We start from the raw sequence: 19,731 nt of genomic DNA on the forward strand, positions 1-19,731 counted from the left end.
TTTTCAAAGTTCACTTCATCGCTCGCAAGCGACTTTTTAATATTATCATTTTACATCATAGCCTGTCAACACTTTTAAAAATTTTTTTTAATTTGTTGAATCAGTTTATGTTGTCGTTGAAGACAAGAAATAATATACCACGTATCCAAATATAACGTCAACACAAAAATTACTTTTTTTTAATCTTTTTTATGAATTAATTAAAAAAGCTCACATGATTGCGAAAGTAAACAGTAATAATGCTTATTACTCTCCATACATTCATTAAAGAGAATTTACCTATAGCGGTAATCTATTATACACGTCATATAAGATTTTCTTCTTTTGGACCATTTCATTTTTTACTCTTTCATTTAAATTATTTGCTGATAACTCTTTCTCTAATTCATATAGTGAGCGAATTATGAGCGATTCGATCTCTAATACATGCTCCTTTTTTAGAAGTATTCCAAACATAAACCCCACTCCATTGTACTTTCGAATACTGCAATTTTAAAAAGTCCCAATTTTATTGTGCTAATACTTAAAACATTTAATCTTTCTTTTTATAGCATACAAGCTTACTTAATCTCATATCCTTTATATAAGAACTTGGACAAGAAAGAAGGCGATTTTATGCTTTTTTACTTTTACATCACTTCAAAAAGAAAACTAAAGCAATTTTCTTTAATTACTATTATTGCATTTTTCACAGCTTGCTTAGTTTATATACAAGCACCTAAAACATTTTCAACTTTTTCTACAAACAAAGGGCCAATGGCTATTTACAAAGGTGATGCCACACAAAAAAATGTAGCTCTTACTTTTGATATAAGTTGGGGCGATGAAAATGTACTTAAAGTATTAGACGTATTACGAAATCAAAACATTACGAATGCAACTTTTTTCTTATCGGCATCATGGGCAGAGAGACATCCAGAAATTGTTGAAACGCTCGTTAAGCAAGGTCACGAAATTGGGACACTTGGATATCGTTATAAAAGCTACACCCAATTAACTCCAGTTGAAATGCAAAGAGATTTAAATCATTCGGCAGAAGTATTTAATCGTCTAGGCGTAAAAGACGTGAAGTTATTTAGACCCCCAAATGGAGAATATAATAAAGAAGTTATCAAGCTTGCTGCACGGAACAACCTTTCTGTCATTCATTGGAGCATTAATACTGAGGACTGGAGAAATCCTGGAACAAATAAAATTGTGAAAAGCGTAGAAGACAATACCGACCCGGGAGACATCATATTGCTTCATGCAAGTGATTCAGCACTTCAAACACCAAAAGCTTTGCCATTAATTTGGTCCTATTTAAAAGACGAAGGATATAAAAACATAACTGTTTCTCAAATGATATCTAATACTAAAACAAATATTAAAATTGTTAAATAAAAAAGCTAAGAGAAATTCCTCTTAGCTTTTTAGTATTTTGTGTAGAGTTAATAACTGATACGTATTACAAATAAATAATGGTACTAACATTAGAATTAACCACGAAAGATCATTCTGTCTTAATGCAGGAACCCATTCAACGATTGTAACGACAATCATAAAAAATAATGCTGGGATAAACGCCCCTTTGTTCGTTTCGTTCATTTTTATATAAGAAACAATCAAGCTACCTACAAAAAGCACTATTGGAAAAATTAAATAGACAGTAAAAGCTTCTCCATTCGCATACTCTTTAAATCGAAAATATGCTAAATCAAATAACGCTAATATAATTAATATTATTTGAACAGAATTCCATAATGATTTAAATAAGCCTAATCCGAATCTATGTATTGTCAAATATGCAAAGAATCCCATCTGACTTACTGCACTGAATACTAATCCCAATATAAATAAAAATGATACTTCAACTAGTATTTTAATAAATCTACCATCTTGAATGTAACTTAAATACTCCTTATACCCATAAAGAATACCCGTTATGATTGTTGCAATTCCACCAACTAGTAAAGTTGTAAAAAATAATCGAACCAATTTCCGACTCGTCATTCGTTTCTTAATCCCCCGTTTTCACAAAGCTTCTGCTTTTCTTCTAAAATTAACGATTCATATAAAACTTTATTAACTATTTAATCAATATAAATACCCTTATAATTTATTTCATGTCTAAATATTAGCAATGGCCATACGATCACCATCGCTAACAAAAAACAAGCATACAAATTAAAAGGGTATAGTTTATTATTTATTTAATACGATTTTCTCGACTACTTGCTTAGCAATCGACGTATAGATTTTACCAGTTGGGTGGTCTTTATCATATATTGAAGGAGCAAAGTCCTCTTCATCCCAATCAGGCTGTTGTAAAGGTAATTGTCCTAAAAGAGTAGTTTGAAGCTCTTTTGCAAGCCTTTCTCCTCCACCTTTACCAAAAACATACTCTTTTTCGCCAGTTTTTTTACTTTCAAAATAACTCATATTTTCTACAACACCAATTATTTCATGATCTGTTTTTAATGCCATTACTCCCGCTCTAGCTGCAACAATTGAAGCTGTAGGATGTGGTGTCGTAACAATTATTTCCTTACAAGATGGTAACATACTATGAACATCTAATGCTACATCCCCAGTACCTGGTGGTAAATCTAGTAATAAATAATCTAAATCTCCCCATTCAACTTCTGTGAAAAACTGTTGAAGCATTTTACCAAGCATTGGACCTCTCCAAATAATTGGTGAATTATCTTCTACAAAGAATCCCATTGAAATGACCTTCACTCCAAAACGATCAACAGGAATGATACGCTCTCCTCTGATTACAGGTCTTGTCGTAATTCCCATCATATCCGGTACACTAAAGCCATAAATATCAGCATCGATTATACCTACTTTTTTACCTAATCTTGCTAAAGCAACTGCTAAGTTCACAGAAACAGTAGATTTACCTACTCCACCTTTTCCACTTGCGATTGCTAAAAATTGTACTTTTTTATTATCTAATAGTGAAAGTGTTGAGTTATCTTGGTTGTCTCCAATAAACTGACCTTTTTCTTCATCTGTAAATTCAGTAAATCGAATTCCAACTGTATCAGCGCCATTCTGCTTTAATAACTGAACAATTTGTGTTTGAATTTGCATTTGTTCTGCTGTGCCAGTTTTCAATAACGCAATTTTAACGCTTACATGTTTCTTCTCTTCTTTTATCGAAATTTCTTTAACAGCATCTAATTCTTCTAATGATTTATTTAAAAATGGTTCATTAATCGTGCCTAAAAGTGATAATACTTGTTCATTGGTAAGCATATTTACACCTCGTTATCTTAATATACTAAATAGTATAACACATGTAACATAGTAAGTCCTAAGTAAGATGAATTAGTTAGTAAAAATGAAAACCACCGATTAATTCGGCGGTTCATTTTTATCTGTATAATACCTAATAACCCCTCTATATATAGCTGCAGCAAGTTTATCTTGATATTCATCATCTCTTAACTGCTGACTTTCTTCATAATTTGATAAAAAGCCCACTTCTACAAGCGCACCTGGTACTTTAGCATATTTCATCAAGTAAACATGATTGATAATTTTCGCTAATCGATGAGTATTATTTAGACTTTCTCTTAACTCAGCTTGGACGTATTTTGCAAATCGTTCATTTTCAATTAATGAACCATAAAAGAATGTTTGTGCACCTTTTGAAGATGTTCTTGGTAAGGAGTTTAAATGAATTGATATGTATAGGTCTGCGTTCGATCCATTAATAATTTCTACCCTTTTCCTTAAATCCACGCTTTTTCTCCTACTATACCCTTTCATTCCATCCTCTGCTAGATCGTAATCTCCATCTCTTGTCATAATAACCGTTGCACCTTGACCTTGTAAATAATCCCTCAGTTTGTTTGTTATTGATAGAGCAACAACTTTTTCAATAACATCTCCACCAGAAGCACCTCCATCTGGTCCACCATGCCCAGCATCCAAAACAATCACTTTTCCGTCTAAAGGTAGTCCTCTAAAATTCCAGGTCTTTGAAGTTTTTTGTAGAAAAGGTATACTCAAAATCAAAAAAACAAAGGTTACAATGATAACGATTAAATGCCATCTTTTCATTTTTTCTCCCCCTGATTGTCCTATAAAAAATATATGGGACAACTAGGAAGAATATGACTTACTTTGATAAACGAAGTCTGTGTCTTCTTTCTCCTTTTACATATCCATCTAACCACCAATTATTTAAAAAAGACTTACATTTATCAAACGGTTCTGTTTGAATATCATCCTTGCGACCAAATACGGATGAATAAAATAAATACGCTAACCATTCAGATTCTTTAGCTGATCTTCTTTTAACATTTTCGATTGGTTCACCGTAAAAACCAAATCGGCTATATCTTGCACCCAATAAGTATGTTTCCACCGCTAACTCTAAACAATAATCTTCTCTTGCTTTTCTTTGGTTAATGTCTGCGTCTATACAGTAGGAAAATGAATCCTTTAACTGGGTTTTTAATTGCATTATTTTTAGTTCTTTTAATAAGCTCTTTTCAAATTTAATTTGCTTTTCTCTTCTTTTTTCTCGGAAATTTGTTATTAGATTCATGATGAAACCTCCCCGTAGCCATAGTCTAAGACGAAAAGGTGTGCTTCATTCAAAAACTACATACTTAATTTCTTCCATAAAAAAATAAAAACTTAAGCTAATAAAAAAAGAGGGGTCACAAAATTCCCTCCCTCTTCATTTTTAATCATTGAATGATTTCATTCTTTGTAAAAGTAAACCATCACTTTTTTCATTTTCTCCGTATACAAACTGCGGCATATGATATTTTAAATACTGACCATATTTGCTATTTGTATTTAGTACTAATTCATCTACAAAGTAGGCACCATTTACTACAGTATCCAAACATAAACTAGCAACTCCTGCATATACTCCACATGCGACTTGAAGATAGGTTGCATTTGTACCGTAATTTGCAAATGAATCTTTATTGTTCATTACATTATAGATATAGCGCTCTTTATCTTCATACACGAGTAAAACTCCAACTACGTCCTCTCCTACTAATGGAGCTGTTGAAGGATCTAGAAGCTTTTTATCAAAACCCAATATTTCGTCAGTGTTTTTTAAATTATTTCTAATTAGATTCGTTGTATGCTCATTAACACGATACACAAAACCACTTTCTATGTTAAACAATTTGCCAATAATAAATACTTCTTCATGTGGCATAAGACAGCCATAAAAGACTTTTTCGCCCAATGTTACTTTAAATTCGACAGAATAAACATCATCATACAAGAAGATTGGAATATTTTGTTTAACAAACATAGGAAAGCTTGTGACTGCCTCTTCTAGGAAGCAATCTGGGGACCAAGTGGTGTATATTGTTTCTTTTTGAGCTAGTGAAGGGTTTTCATAAAAAGAATTATCATGTTCAACAATATAACATGCAAGAGGTTTTTCGGAAGGAAATTGGTTCATTAAATCGATTGCCATCCATTGTACAATTCCAGGATTCATCCCTGAACCAATAATGGCTGTAGTATTTTTAAACTTTCGTTTATTTTCCTCGAAGATACGTAAACGTTCTTTAAGCGGGAACCCGGAACTAATACTTTCATCTTCATCTACTATTTCACTTTCTAAAGCTGTGTTGACATACTTCACACCAAACTCATTACAACAGCGCAACATTTCAACAGAATCCGCTCTAGAAACATCAACTACAATAACTGTATTACTCTCTATAAGATGTTTTTTCATTAATTCACTATTATTAACATTCATTTCATGAAACGTAACTTTTTCTATTAGGTTAGGGATAATCCTTTCAAAATAAGTTATATCTTTTTGTTTCAAATCAATTAAATGAAACTTGGCATTTTTCATTATTAGATAAATCGGATCATTTTGATCCTTTGCCGCTTTATTAAATATAGAAAGTACTGCCTTTGCTACTCCGCCAGAACTACCTAATAGGGTAATAATCGCATCTTTTTCAAACATATAAACAACTCCATAAATTGGTTTAATTTTAGCTATTACTTTACTATATGAACCAATAGAAAAAGTGTTCGGACAAGTATCCTGTCGATCTATAACCTATGTTATCTTTTTAATTGAAAAAAAGCCTAACTAATAACTAGTTAAAAGCTTCTCATTTTTCTATTTAAGTATTTTTATCGTCTGGTTCTGGTTTCTCTAAAAGTTTCTTTTGTTCTTCCATACAAAACTCTTTAAATTTTTTGCACTCTTCTATACACTCTTGTCTGCATTTTTCAATTTCTTCTTCGCGTTTCTTTTCTCTTTCAACACGTAATTCAAATTCCCTATCACGTTCTTTTTGATCGATTGGGGCAGTATCATTTTTAAGAAGTGGAACGTTTCCTCTTTCAATTGGCCCAAGCCCCATCAAAGAGCGCCATTCGTTAGGTGTTAGAGAAGCTCTTTCTACCATAACTGTAAAGGCTAATTTTGTTGTGATAGATGCAAATTCTAAATTAGATGCTTCAAAAACAATACGATTACCATTTTTTCGTTCTGCAGGGGTAAAGAATTTGCGTGTAAACTCATTATTTAGCTGGATGACTAAAGGATTAATTACGGCTTCATTGTAAGTATTCCATTCAACCTCATTAAATGTACTTTGAACAATTTTTTCGTTCGTATTAAAAAAACTATAGATTCGTCTGATTGCATCATTCGTTCTTTGTGCCTCTGGAGCATAATTACTTACGGGTACTTGTTGTAGTGTATAGATTGGCTCTGAAAAACCTGCTTTTACACCATCTCCAGTAAATTTCATATAATTGTTTACAAACTCATTCGTATTCGTAATCATATCTTCTTGATCTAGTACTTCTTTAAAGTTTAATAACCAGTATATAAAGCGGTTTTTACTTACATTTTCAACAATACTGTCATCTACCGAATCAATCACTTCTAATAACGGTAGTAAAGGATCATACGGGGGCGTGCCAAATAGATCATTACTATTAAAATCTTGTCTTAAATGAATGATATCGCTATAAGGTAAAATTAATACATTTTTCGTTTTGAATGTGAATTTTAAAAATATTAATCCCTGATTATTTTCGAGCACTTCAACTTTTGTACAAGGAATAGGAAAAATAGCGGTAGGATAACCAAAATCATTTCGCTTAATAAATGCAAACGCATTACTGTTTAAATCAAGTTGCGTTACCATCTTCTCTAAAAGTAATTGTCTAGACATAAAGGGATTTGGTTCTTGCAGTACATTATAAATCCAGGGGTCAGGGTTAATCTTGCATTCTCTATTGTTTTCTCTAACATGTGTTACTTTTAGTTTACCAATCGCATTAGCTTTAGGTCTAATACATGCCCTGATCACATCATTCTTAAATAATGTATCGCCTAATGTTAATTGGCCATCCCCTTCATCATTTAATAACTCAAAAGAACTAGTACTTGATTGAAAATTCATTTTCCCCATTATCCAATCGATTAAGCCAATATAAATCCCCCCTAACTAGATGGCCATTGGTATAATTTATTATGGTATATTATTTTATTCTTTCAAAACTCTTCTATGCTACATTTTAGAATGAATTATTAAAACTCTTTAATTTTTATCGTTTTAAGATATGAGTTTACTATTTAGTTTATTCTAGAAAGTAATCGTGCACAAAAAGACCCTCACTAAAATCATATGAGGGCTAACAAAATTTATTTTTAATATCTTTCAACTAAAAGCTGTTTTGATTCAAAGTATAAAACTTGTATAAATTTCTTTGCATTAATGCGAGTGTGTGATGATGAAGTCAAGGATGCTTGTTTCAATTCACTCATTCTTTGACGAACTGTTTCAAAATCAAAAAATTTTGAAGCATAATTTTCAAATTTAGGGTTTGCAAAATCTGTCAGTCCTATTGATGCCATATGGTTTAAAGATTGGTAAATCGCTCTCCGAACTCGTTGTTCTGATGATTTTCTTTCCCGCTCAACGTCTTCTTGAGAATTTACAATCCCTAGCTTTTTCAAACTGATATGAGTGTATATATCCTTAAGTGTAGGAAATCCTGCCTCTAGACCATAATTCGTTTCATATTCATATAGGTAATTGAGCATATCAAGTAAATCCTTGCTCCCATTTTCTCCAGCTATACCAAGTTCCGATAATAGAACCTGTCCCCAATCCGTAATCTTCTTTTTATCAGTCATCGATTTAGGTTGATTGATTGCATTTACATTGAAAACATTACTTAATGATTTTTGAATATCAAAAATCGATTGTTCTAGTCGAATACGCTCCAAGACCTTTCTAACGACTGATATTACTTCAATTTTGTTCAAAGGCTTAGTAATGTAATATTCAATTCCAAGAGAATAAGCTTCTCCAATTAATTCTTTAGACTCCACTTGGGAAATCATAATAATCTTACCTTTGAATGAAGATCCCATTCTCCTAATTGTTTCTATACCGTCCTGAAGAGGCATTAATAAATCGATAAATAAAATATCAACTTGATTGACTTCAAGCGTATTTGCATCTAAAAAATATCCGTCTTCCGCCTCACCAACAACTTCACCTAACTCTTCATCTTCTATGATCTGTGATAACATCGATCGAAAGACTTCATCATCATCCGTGATATAAAATTTCATAAATTCACCCTTTCTAAGGCGAGAGCTCCAATAGGTAGTCGAATCGTAAAAATGCATTCACTCTCTTTTTGATTGAGAACAACTTCTCCTCCCAGTTCTTCTGCCATTTCTTTAATATAGGATAAACCGATTCCCGTTGATGGGTTTCCATCTTCGCTATATTTAGAAGTAAATCCAGGTTTAAAAATAAGCTTCATATTTTTTGACGGAACTCCTGGTCCATTATCAATCACCTTACATTCAATCCAATCTTCAACTCTTTCAATTGATAAGACAACCGTCCCTTTTTGTTCTATGGCTTCAACTGCGTTCGCAACTAAATTATTAATAAATGATAGCATTAGGTAGATATGGTAGTGCGGATGCTGTCCCTTTATTTGAGAAACAAATTCAATTTTCTTTCCTAGCATACCTGCATATTTTTGATTAATCCGGATAATCATTGTTACTAAATCATTTACATTCATATATTCAGGTAAACTTTCACTTGTAATCAGTTTAGAAAGACCAGCGAAAATTCTTTGGTTATCTTTTTTTATTTCATGTACCTCTCCTGCAATCCTTAAAGATTTGCTCCCCCATTCTTCAATCGGAACTCCTAAATCTTGTTTATACTTACTCATGTCTCGATATAAATTGTAGGATTCTTTTGTGATTGTTTCGGCATTTTGTAACGTCTTTTTCAAATAAACAGACTCTACATACAAATTAGATAAATGCATAAGCATATTTTCATTTTCTTTACGTATTTGCGATTCCTTCAGTTTTAGCTCGTAAAGTTTCATCATATTGATAAATGCTAATACAAAAAAACTTCTAAACACAGCAATAATGATGATTTTGTTTAACTCTTCTATAGTAAGTGAAGCTCCTACACCATAAAGTTGAAGTATTAACTCGATTAAACTAGAGGTAATCTCAATCGTAATACCAAAAATCCCTATTAGTATCGGGTGCTGAAACCGATTTACCTTCAATAAATAAAAGAAAACAGAATATGAAACATAATATAAAAAAGTTGGAAATCTGACTGAATAAGCTGAGGCAAAATTAAAATCTGGCAATACTAACCAATCTAGCCCAACTCGGAATACGAAGACAGATATGCCTATTAAGAGTCCTATTAAAACAGAATGATACTTCCTAAAATATAATAAAGAAAAGAAAAAAATTGGGGTTCCAAAACTAACTCGAAATATATTATCAAATGGATGAAAGTTCAGTTCACCCGCTATCGGAACAATAACCATAAGTGCAATAACAATCCAAAAATCTTTACCTTGCATTCCTTTTGATCCCAAATCCGCCACTTCCTGATTTTTGCTACTAGTATATCGCCTTGTTGTTATTAACACAATGATCCTCCATACTACTAAATTTCATAAGAAAATACAGCTTGATGATACAAGCTGTATTTTTGGTTTTTATATAGTGACCAATTCTTTAGTAGCTTTAATCGGTCGATATGCAGGTTCCCACATTGCGTTTCGTACAGCTTGCTCAATATCGTCGTGTACAACACGAGCTACACCGTCAGCAACTGCTGCTTTTGCTACTTCAATCGCAACTACTTCTGAAATAGTACGTAGATTCTCGATTTGTGGTAGTAATGGTGCACCTAATTTACTTACATCGATCATTTCCGCTACAGCTTCGGCAGCCGCTGCAAACATTCCATCAGTAATAATACTAGCACGTGAAACATTTGTTCCAAGTCCTAGACCTGGGAAAATAAGCGCATTATTTGATTGACCAATTACATAAACTGTTTTGTTATAAGTTACTGGAGCAAAAGGACTTCCTGTTGCTACCAAAGCTCTTCCTTCAGTCCACTTGATTAAATCAGATGGTTTTGCCTCAGCAAGTGGTGTAGGATTTGACATCGGTAAAATGACAGGTCTTTCAACATGTGCCGCCATATCTTTAATAATCTCTTCAGTGAAAGCACCGGCAACAGTTGAAGTACCAATTAAGATCGTAGGATGAACTTCGCTTACTACGTCAGCTAGGCTTGCACCTGAATTATTTTCCTCGATTGGGCGTGCATACGGTTGTTGGAAGTCGAATAACCCTTCCATATCCTCTGCAATCAATCCATTTCGGTCAATGCACCAAAATCTACGGTTTGCTGATTCGAATGAAAGACCTTCACGTACCATTGCATCACGAACTTGATCAGCGATCCCGATACCCGCTGCTCCTGAACCAAATACAACTACACGATGTTCGCTTAATGGAATACCAGATGCCTTTACTGCTGCTAGTACGGCTGCTAGTGATACAGCTCCCGTGCCTTGAATATCATCGTTGAAAGTACAAACTTGGTGACGATACTTATCTAATATATTTCTTGCATTTTTAGAGCTAAAATCCTCCCAGTGAAGTAAAGCACTTGGGAATTTCTCTACTGCAGTTTTTACAAACTTATCAATGAACGCTTCATATCGACTGTCGCGAACGCGAGGATGACGGTTACCAACATAAAATGGATTATTTAATAGCTCTTCGCGATCAGTACCAACATCTAAAATGACTGGCAATACTCGTGCTGGATCAATACCCGCAGCAGCTGTATAAACTGCTAATTTACCAATTGCGATATTAATTCCGCCAACTCCCCAGTCACCAATTCCTAATATTCCTTCACCGTCAGTAATAACGATTAAATCAATTTCATCTGCATTTGCCCCATAATTATCAAATGCTTGCGCAATACCATCTTCTTCGTTAATAGAAAGATACAAACCACGAGGTCTTCTATATTCATTACTATAACGTTGAATTGCTAAACCAACTGTTGGCGTATAAACAACCGGAAGCATTTCAGGTAAGTGATCAGTTAATACTCGGTAAAATAATATTTCATTACGATCATGCAAAGCTGATAATGCAACATTTTTATGCAAATCAGTAGGTTGTGACGAGAATTGCTCGTAAGCTCGTTTTGCTTGCTCTTCTAGCGTTAGTACAGCTGGCGGTAATAATCCTGTTAAACCTAATTCATTTCGTTCCTCTTGAGTAAATGCAACTCCTTTATTAAGCATTGGAACACCTAATAATTCGGCACCTCGCAAGGTAGTCTCCACTTCTCCATTCGAACCTACCTTGAATTTATGCATATAAATCCCATCCCTTTTCCATATTATTTATGTTTATCTTTTTTAGTTAAGCAAAAAAGGGCTATTCGCCCTTCACTTTGTAATCATTAATTGTCAGACTGCCAAAAAGTAACCTACTTCCTACGTGCAATACTAGTAGCAGCGCTAAATTTATATACATGGCAGTATAAGCACTGCAAACAAACAAAGCAGCATAAAAAGTAAGCATTTATCAGCAGTCTGACTAAATGATTTATTGACGTTCTAAAAGAACTGCACCAGCAATACCAGGGTGAGTCATTTCAAACGGATCTAAAATTAGATCAAGCTCTTCTTCTGATAATACGTCATATTTTAAGCAAAGTTCACGTACTGGCTTTCCTGTTAGAATTGCTTCTCTCGCTATTCTTGCAGCAACTTCATAACCGATATGTGGATTAACAGCTGTTATTAGACCAACGCTCTTTTCTACATATTCCTTCATTCTGTCTTCATTAGCTTCAATTCCTTTTAAACAATTATCTGTAAATACACGGAATGCGTTATTCATAATGCTAATTGATTGAAGTAAATTAAATACTAAAACAGGTTCCATAACGTTTAATTCTAATTGCCCTGCTTCAGACGCTAAACAGATTGTATGGTCATTTCCGATTACTTGGAATGCAACTTGGTTAATAAGTTCTGCCATTACGGGATTTACTTTACCTGGCATAATTGATGATCCAGGTTGACGTGCTGGCAATGAAATTTCACCAAGACCTGCACGTGGGCCTGAAGCCATTAAACGTAAATCATTCGCAATTTTAGACATATTCATCATACATACTTTTAGAGCAGCTGATACTTCTGTGTAAGCATCAGTGTTTTGAGTAGCATCAACAAGATGCTCAGCTCCAACAAGTGATAGGCCGCTTATTTCAGCTAATTGTTTTACAACTAATTCAATATAGCGAGGATCTGCATTTAAACCTGTTCCAACCGCTGTAGCCCCCATATTTACTTCATATAAGTGCTGACGAGATTGTTCAATACGTTTTATATCACGACCAAGAACACGAGAGTATGCTTCGAATTCTTGTCCTAAACGAATTGGTACTGCATCCTGTAAGTGAGTACGGCCCATTTTAATTACATGGTCAAATTCTTTTGCCTTTAAATCAAATACATCACGCATATAATTCATTGTTTTTAATAATTTTTCTAACATATTTAAAGTCGCAATATGAATTGCAGTTGGGAATGCATCATTTGTAGACTGCGACATATTTACATGGGTATTTGGACTAATGCAGAAATAGTCACCTTTTTCTTTACCTAGTATTTCAAGCGCACGATTTGCAATTACTTCATTTGCATTCATATTCATTGATGTACCTGCTCCACCTTGGATAGGATCTACAATGAACTGATCATGCCATTTACCTTCAATAATTTCTTGAGCTGCCTCTGCAATCGCATTTCCATTTCCCTCATAAAGGCGTTTTGTTTCTACGTTAGCAAGTGCTGCTGCCTTCTTTACAATTGCTAAAGCTTTAATTAGTTCTTCGTGAATTTTATAACCAGTAATAGGGAAATTTTCAACTGCGCGTAATGTTTGGACACCATAGTAGGCATCTGCAGGAATTTCTTTTTCCCCTAAAAAATCTTTTTCAATGCGTATGTTTGGTTTAATTTCAGTAGCCGCCATTTGTTTTTTCTCCCATCTTTACGCAACTTTTGATTCTTTAACAGAATCAATATATTGTCGCGCTTTATCTTTATCGTATTCGCCTTCCCATTTCGCCATCGTAATGGCTGCTAATGAGTTTCCTAATACATTTACTGCAGAACGAACCATATCTAAAATACGATCAATACCTGCAATTAATGCGATACCTTCTAAAGGTAATCCCATTGAACCTAGTGTAGCTAGTACTACTACGAACGATGCACCAGGGACACCGGCCATACCTTTTGATGTAAGCATTAGTACAAATAACAATGTTACCTGCTCCATAAACGACATGTGAATATTGTACATCTGAGCAACAAATAATGCAGCAAGAGCTTGGTAAATCGCTGAACCAGTTAAGTTAAACGAGTACCCTGTCGGTATAACAAACGATACAATTGCTTTTGGACAACCCATTTGCTCCATTTTTTTCATAATGTTAGGTAATACTGCTTCTGAACTTGCTGTTGTAAAAGAAAGAATCAACTCTTCCTTTAAAATCTTCATTAGTGTAAAAATATTCGTCCCTGTCATTTTAGCATTAATACCTAAAATAACAATAGCAAAAAATGCCACTGTGATATAAACAGCTACAACAAGTTTACCAAGTGGTAATAGAGTACTTACTCCGAACTTTGCAACTGTTACTGCAATTAATGCAAATACCCCAAACGGAGCAGTTTTCATAACTTGATTTGTAACCCAAAACATCGCTTCTAATACACCTTCAAAAAATCCAAGAACAGGCTTTCCTTTTTCTCCAATCGCTGCTACACCTAAGCCAAACAGTACAGAGAAGAAAATAATCGGTAGTAGATCACCTTGTGCCATTGATTCAAACACATTTTTTGGGAAAATATGAACCAGTGTCTCTGCAAAGCCACTTTTTTGTGTTGCAGTTGCTGTTTGTTCATATGCTGAAATATCACCTTTTTGCAGATGACTCATATCTACTCCTTTTCCCGGATGGAATAAATTTGCTGCAAGCAATCCAATTGCTAGTGCAATCGTCGTAATGACTTCAAAATAAAGAAGTGTTTTTCCTCCAAGTTTTCCTAACTTCTTTATATCCCCTACACCTGCTACGGCAACTATAAGAGCTGAAATTACAATTGGCATAACGATCATTTTAATTAAATGAATAAAGATATCACCAATCGGTTGAATATAAGATATTGCCTTTTCATTTCCGTATACTAAAGCTCCTACAACAATACCTAATATAAGAGCAACGAAGATCTGTGTAGCTAAACCAAATTTCTTCATATAAATCCCCCTTGTTAACGCTTTCATACATTGTAATGAAATACTTAACTAATTCTATATGCAAACCTACAAAACAATACAAAAACCTACAAACACATTTAAAATAATTATAAAAAGTTTCAAAAACGCTAAATAATTGACAATTTTATACAATGGGAAGACCTACTGAAAAGAAGTGCATGTAAAAACGCGGTATTCAAAAATAAAAACGGACAGACAACAATTATAAAGAAAAGGAAGTAAGCTGAGAGGGAGGGATTAAAATTTGTGGAATTCAAATAGAAAAAAACTCCTGTCCACAAAGTGGAGAGGAGTTTTGAACGTATAAATAAAAATTAACGTTTTGAGAACTGAGGAGCTCTACGTGCACCTTTAAGACCGTATTTTTTACGTTCTTTCATACGTGCATCACGAGTTAATAATCCAGCGCGTTTTAATGTTCCGCGGTATTCAGGATCAACTTGTAATAAAGCTCTAGAGATACCGTGACGAATTGCACCAGCTTGACCAGTGTATCCACCACCGTTAACGTTTACTAAAATATCATAGCTACCTAAAGTTTCAGTTGCAACAAGTGGTTGTTTAACAACTTCTCTTAATGCAGCGAATGGGATGTAATCTTCAAAATCACGACCGTTAATGATAACGCGTCCTTCGCCAGGAACTAAACGTACACGAGCTACTGAGCTTTTACGACGTCCTGTGCCATAGTATTGTACTTGTGCCATGTGAATGCCCTCCTTTTATAATTATCCGCGAAGTTCGTAAACTTCTGGTTTTTGTGCTTGGTGTGGATGCTCGTTACCAGCATACACGTGTAATTTTTTAATTTGAGCACGTCCAAGACGTCCTTTTGGAAGCATACCTTTAACAGCTAACTCAAGCATTTTAACTGGGTAGTTAGTACGCATTTCTAAAGCTGTACGCTCTTTTAAACCACCAGCATACATTGTATGACGGTAGTAAATTTTATCGTTTAATTTGTTTCCTGTTAATTCAACTTTCTCAGCATTGATGATGATTACGTTATCACCTGTATCAACGTGTGGTGTGAAAGTTGGTTTGTGCTTACCGCGAAGTAAAGTAGCTACTTCAGTTGCAAGACGACCTAAAGTTTTTCCTTCAGCGTCTACAACAAACCACTTACGTTCAACTTCGCTAGCTTTTGCCATATAAGTTGTGCGCATTCTAATTTTCCTCCTAATACAATATACATAAAGTAAAATTGTTTTTATTGTTTATCTTTAACACGACTGGTTCCGGGGCTAATCGTGGTTCTTAAAACAATACCGTATTTAATATTAAACTTTATACCTTCTAATGTCAAGCAAATGTTACACCAGGATTAGTTGTTATAATCAACTTTCCATAAAAATAGTCCATTAGGCGGTGAAGTCTTGCCAGCTTTGGCTCGGTCACGTGCTAATAATGCGTTTTTAACACTTTTTACATCACGCTTTCCTTGCCCCACTTCAATTAATGTTCCAACAATTATTCTCACCATATTATAAAGAAAACCATTTCCTTCAAGAGCAATGACAATCCCCTGATCAGTTTTATTAATAGTTCCTTTATATATCGTTCGTACTTTGTCCTTTACATCGGTATTTGATGCACAAAAGGAACTAAAATCATGAGTACCTAGTAAGCAATCTAATGCTTCTTGCATTTTTATAATATTTAGCTCATGAGGAAAAAAATAATGATGGTTTCTAGAGAAAACATTTTCGTCTTTTTCATTCCAAATAAAATAACGGTATTCTTTTCGAATAACGTCAAATCTCGAATGAAAATTATCATCGACGATTTCTACACATCTAACATATATATCTTTAGGCAATTGTGCATTTAATGCTTTTTTCCATTGTTCTGGTTGCAGTACATATTCACTATCAAAATGAATTACTTGTCCTACTGCGTGCACTCCCGTATCTGTCCTTCCAGATGCATGGATTCTTATTGGATTACCTTTGTGCATCTTTGTTAGAACTGTCTCAATACTCGTTTGAACTGTTCTCTGATTAGGTTGTACTTGGTAGCCATTAAATAATGTGCCATCATATGAAATTATACATTTAATTCGATTCATAACGTATCTCCATTACTTACGTAAAAACAATAATAATAAAAATAATAAAAGTAATACAACTAAGCATGCTGTATCCCGTAAATGCCACTTCATAACACGAAACTTTGTTCTTCCATCTCCGCCTTGATAACCTCTGGATTCCATCGCAACTGCTAAGTCCTCAGCTCGTTTAAATGAATGAATAAATAATGGGACAAGTAAAGAAACTAATGCCTTTAACCTGTCTTTTATAGGTCCTGAAGAGAAATCCACTCCTCGAGACGATTGTGCCTTCATAATCTTTTCGGTCTCTTCCATAAGCGTTGGAATAAATCGTAGTGAAATTGACATCATTAAAGCCATTTCATGCACAGGTAGGCCAAACCTTTTAAATGGATTAAATAATGACTCAAGCCCATCTGTAATTTCGATTGGATTTGTTGTTAATGTCAGTAAAGTAGTAATTGAAACTAATAGAAAAAATCTCAAAGATATATAAATACCTTGAATAATTCCTTCTTTATGAATCTCAACCCATCCAAAATGATAAATAAGTGGTCCCTCTTTATTTGTAAAAACATGTAATAAAAATGTAAACACAGCTAACAACCAGATTGCTCTTAATCCTTTTAAATAATAATTAAGAGGTACTCTTGATAGCAATACTGATCCGATTGAAAATAAAAATAAAATACCGTATGTTATAAAATTATTTGCAAAGAAAACGATACAAATAAAAATGAACATTGTTAGAAGTTTTGCTCTAGCATCTAGACGATGAATAAGTGAATCGATTGGAATATATTTTCCGATAATTAGACTATTCATTTTGTTTCCCCATTATAAAGATTCGCAATGTAATTAGCGAGTTGTTCGATTGTTAAACTTGTAGCTTTTTCATTAATGCCTAATTTTTTATTTAGCTCTTGGTGAAATTTTAACGAAAGTGGAATTTGTAATCCTATTTCCTCTAGTTCCTTTTCATAGGAGAACACTTCTAAAGGACTTCCCTTTAAATACGTGGTCCCTTTTTGGAGCACATGGATCGTATCAGCATATCGCGCTGCATCTTCCATACTATGAGTCACCAAAATGATCGTCAGACCCTTTTCTTTATGCATCTGGTAAAACATATCCATTAAAGCCTTTTGACCACTAGGATCAAGACCAGCAGTAGGTTCATCCAAAACTAAAACTTCTGGTTCCATTGCTAAAACACCTGCAATAGCAACCCTTCTCATTTGACCACCACTTAATTCAAAAGGTGACTTCATTAAATATTCTTCACTTAAGCCTACTTTTTCAATTAAATCTTTCGCTCTTTTTTTAGCTTCATCTTCAGATACACCAAAATTCATTGGACCAAAGCAAATATCTTTCTCTATCGTTTCTTCAAATAATTGCTGCTCAGGAAACTGAAAAACTAATCCTACTTTTTTTCTTAATGACTTCAAATTCTTGTTTTTCTTATCTGAAAAAAGGGTAATATCATCTATTTTGGCAATGCCCTCTGTTGGTTGTAAGAGGCCATTTAAATGTTGAAGAAAAGTAGATTTACCTGAGCCTGTATGACCAATTACAGCATAATATGACCCATCAGGTATCGTAACATCAATATCATAAAGAGCACGATGCTCGAAAGGTGTTTTCGGCTGATAAGTATAGCCTACTTTTTCAAAAGTAATTTGCATAATTCGCTCACCAAGCTTTCTTGCTCTAGATGGTCTTGTCTCAAAGGTAAACCTTTTTCAATTAATAAACTAGAAAGGTTATTTGTAAAAGGAGATACTAATCCAAGCGACTCTAAAGAAAATTCTGTTTTTAATAGTTCTTCTGGAGTAACGCTTTGAACTAAATGACCATCATGCATAATTAAAATACGGTCTGCATGTATTGCTTCTTCTATATCATGAGTAATTGAAATAACAGTCATATTAATTTCTTTATGTAAATCACGAATGGTCTCGATTACTTCTTTTCTACCAAATGGATCTAACATCGATGTAGCCTCATCTAATATTAATATACTTGGTTGAATTGCCAAAGCACCTGCTATTGCTACTCTTTGTTTTTGACCACCCGAAAGAGAGTGTGGCTCATGAAGTACAAATTCGCTCATATTAACAATGTTTAAAACATCCTCAATTCGACGATCCATTTCTTCTTTCTCAATCCCGTGATTTTCTAATCCGAATGCAATATCATCTATTACTGTCGTACCTACAAACTGATTATCTGGATTTTGAAATACCATCGCTATTTTCTTTCGGACGTCCCAAATTGTCTGTTCTGATAAGCTAACTTCCTCATCAATCACGATTTGACCATCTTCAGGTAATATTAGCCCATTTAAAAGTTTAGCCAATGTTGATTTTCCAGAACCATTTCGACCTACAATAGCAACCCATTCATTTTCTTTTATATTAAATGATACAGAATGAACTGCATTTGTTTGTGCCTGTGGATATTTAAAAGATATGTTATCTACTTTAATACTATCTTTTCTCATTTGTTCACCTATAATTTCTCATTGTTTATAGATATATAATAGTCTAAAAGTAAACAGAAAAAAAGGGCAACGACATGTTTACAAGAAACGTCGAGCCCTTTTGTATACGAATATTAAACTAATTCGATAACAACCATTGGTGCTGCGTCTCCACGACGAGGACCAATTTTTGCGATACGAGTGTATCCACCTTGGCGCTCAGTGTAACGAGGAGCGATGTCAGCAAATAATTTTTGTAAAGCGTCTTGACCGTTTTCAGCGTTAGCAACTTCATTACGGATGTAAGCAGCAGCTAGACGACGAGCGTGTAAGTCTCCACGTTTACCTAATGTAATCATTTTTTCAACAACTGAACGTAACTCCTTCGCACGAGTTTCAGTAGTTTGAATACGTTCGTTGATAATTAAATCAGTAGCTAAGTCACGTAACATAGCTTTACGTTGTGAACTTGTACGTCCTAATTTTCTGTATCCCATTTCT

General features: G+C 34.0%; 20 protein-coding genes. 1 reads left to right on the forward strand and 19 read right to left on the reverse strand.

The features are described 5' to 3' along the window. Positions 1–279: 279 nt before the first annotated feature. A complete protein-coding gene (locus tag CN925_RS21430) occupies positions 280–456 on the reverse strand; it encodes a hypothetical protein (protein ID WP_180233024.1) in 177 nt (58 codons plus the stop codon). Between the two features lie 159 nt (positions 457–615). On the opposite strand from CN925_RS21430, the gene pdaB reads away from it, so the two are divergent. Continuing rightward, the gene (gene pdaB, locus CN925_RS19180) at positions 616–1,383 is read left to right on the forward strand and encodes a polysaccharide deacetylase family sporulation protein PdaB (RefSeq protein WP_098848428.1); all 768 of its coding nucleotides are present in this window, start codon (positions 616–618) and stop codon (positions 1,381–1,383) included. Positions 1,384–1,404: 21 nt separating this feature from the next. Here the strand turns inward: pdaB and CN925_RS19185 are convergent, their stop codons facing one another. From CN925_RS19185 to rplQ, 18 genes are all read right to left on the reverse strand, one after another. Then, positions 1,405–1,992 (reverse strand): KinB-signaling pathway activation protein, encoded by a 588-nt coding sequence (locus CN925_RS19185; protein WP_098848429.1) that lies wholly within the window; start codon positions 1,990–1,992, stop codon positions 1,405–1,407. A 192-nt stretch (positions 1,993–2,184) separates the two neighbouring features. Then, positions 2,185–3,246 (reverse strand): Mrp/NBP35 family ATP-binding protein, encoded by a 1,062-nt coding sequence (locus CN925_RS19190; protein WP_098848430.1) that lies wholly within the window; start codon positions 3,244–3,246, stop codon positions 2,185–2,187. Between the two features lie 99 nt (positions 3,247–3,345). Beyond that, positions 3,346–4,056, reverse strand: coding sequence for an N-acetylmuramoyl-L-alanine amidase CwlD (cwlD, locus tag CN925_RS19195; protein ID WP_098848431.1), 711 nt, complete (start codon positions 4,054–4,056; stop codon positions 3,346–3,348). Positions 4,057–4,114: 58 nt separating this feature from the next. Next, positions 4,115–4,546 carry a DUF2521 family protein gene (locus tag CN925_RS19200; RefSeq protein WP_098848432.1) on the reverse strand — a complete coding sequence of 144 codons (432 nt, stop codon included), beginning with the start codon at positions 4,544–4,546 and terminating at the stop codon, positions 4,115–4,117. A 141-nt stretch (positions 4,547–4,687) separates the two neighbouring features. After that, complete coding sequence (locus CN925_RS19205; RefSeq protein ID WP_098848433.1) at positions 4,688–5,956, reverse strand: saccharopine dehydrogenase family protein; 1,269 nt, start codon at positions 5,954–5,956, stop codon at positions 4,688–4,690. A 163-nt stretch (positions 5,957–6,119) separates the two neighbouring features. Then, positions 6,120–7,415, reverse strand: coding sequence for a phage portal protein (locus CN925_RS19210; protein ID WP_180233025.1), 1,296 nt, complete (start codon positions 7,413–7,415; stop codon positions 6,120–6,122). A 248-nt stretch (positions 7,416–7,663) separates the two neighbouring features. Then, positions 7,664–8,596, reverse strand: coding sequence for a response regulator (locus CN925_RS19215; protein ID WP_098848435.1), 933 nt, complete (start codon positions 8,594–8,596; stop codon positions 7,664–7,666). After that, positions 8,593–9,882 (reverse strand): ATP-binding protein, encoded by a 1,290-nt coding sequence (locus tag CN925_RS19220; protein WP_098848477.1) that lies wholly within the window; start codon positions 9,880–9,882, stop codon positions 8,593–8,595. Before CN925_RS19220 ends, CN925_RS19215 begins: the two co-directional genes overlap by 4 nt. Positions 9,883–10,020: 138 nt before the next feature. Next, entirely contained in the window at positions 10,021–11,715 is a 1,695-nt protein-coding gene (locus CN925_RS19225) for an NAD-dependent malic enzyme (RefSeq protein WP_098848436.1), read from the reverse strand. A 232-nt stretch (positions 11,716–11,947) separates the two neighbouring features. Further along, entirely contained in the window at positions 11,948–13,384 is a 1,437-nt protein-coding gene (gene aspA / locus CN925_RS19230; protein ID WP_098848437.1) for an aspartate ammonia-lyase, read from the reverse strand. Between the two features lie 18 nt (positions 13,385–13,402). Further along, on the reverse strand, positions 13,403–14,674 hold the full coding sequence (locus tag CN925_RS19235; RefSeq protein ID WP_098848438.1) for a cation:dicarboxylate symporter family transporter: 1,272 nt from the start codon (positions 14,672–14,674) through the stop codon (positions 13,403–13,405). A 335-nt stretch (positions 14,675–15,009) separates the two neighbouring features. Continuing rightward, positions 15,010–15,402, reverse strand: coding sequence for a 30S ribosomal protein S9 (rpsI, locus tag CN925_RS19240; protein WP_056467505.1), 393 nt, complete (start codon positions 15,400–15,402; stop codon positions 15,010–15,012). Between the two features lie 21 nt (positions 15,403–15,423). After that, positions 15,424–15,861 (reverse strand): 50S ribosomal protein L13, encoded by a 438-nt coding sequence (gene rplM / locus CN925_RS19245; RefSeq protein ID WP_088014592.1) that lies wholly within the window; start codon positions 15,859–15,861, stop codon positions 15,424–15,426. 158 nt (positions 15,862–16,019) lie between these two features. Further along, a complete protein-coding gene (truA, locus tag CN925_RS19250) occupies positions 16,020–16,763 on the reverse strand; it encodes a tRNA pseudouridine(38-40) synthase TruA (RefSeq protein ID WP_098848439.1) in 744 nt (247 codons plus the stop codon). Between the two features lie 12 nt (positions 16,764–16,775). Beyond that, a complete protein-coding gene (cbiQ, locus tag CN925_RS19255; RefSeq protein ID WP_098848440.1) occupies positions 16,776–17,570 on the reverse strand; it encodes a cobalt ECF transporter T component CbiQ in 795 nt (264 codons plus the stop codon). After that, entirely contained in the window at positions 17,567–18,433 is an 867-nt protein-coding gene (locus CN925_RS19260; protein ID WP_098848441.1) for an energy-coupling factor ABC transporter ATP-binding protein, read from the reverse strand. The genes cbiQ and CN925_RS19260 overlap by 4 nt, the downstream gene beginning before the upstream one ends. Next, a complete protein-coding gene (locus tag CN925_RS19265; protein ID WP_098848442.1) occupies positions 18,409–19,251 on the reverse strand; it encodes an energy-coupling factor ABC transporter ATP-binding protein in 843 nt (280 codons plus the stop codon). Before CN925_RS19265 ends, CN925_RS19260 begins: the two co-directional genes overlap by 25 nt. Positions 19,252–19,364: 113 nt before the next feature. Further along, positions 19,365–19,727 carry a 50S ribosomal protein L17 gene (gene rplQ / locus CN925_RS19270; RefSeq protein WP_056467487.1) on the reverse strand — a complete coding sequence of 121 codons (363 nt, stop codon included), beginning with the start codon at positions 19,725–19,727 and terminating at the stop codon, positions 19,365–19,367. Positions 19,728–19,731 lie beyond the last annotated feature (4 nt).

It is taken from the genome of Bacillus sp. AFS055030 (assembly GCF_002574545.1).
Taxonomy (GTDB): domain Bacteria; phylum Bacillota; class Bacilli; order Bacillales; family Bacillaceae_G; genus Gottfriedia.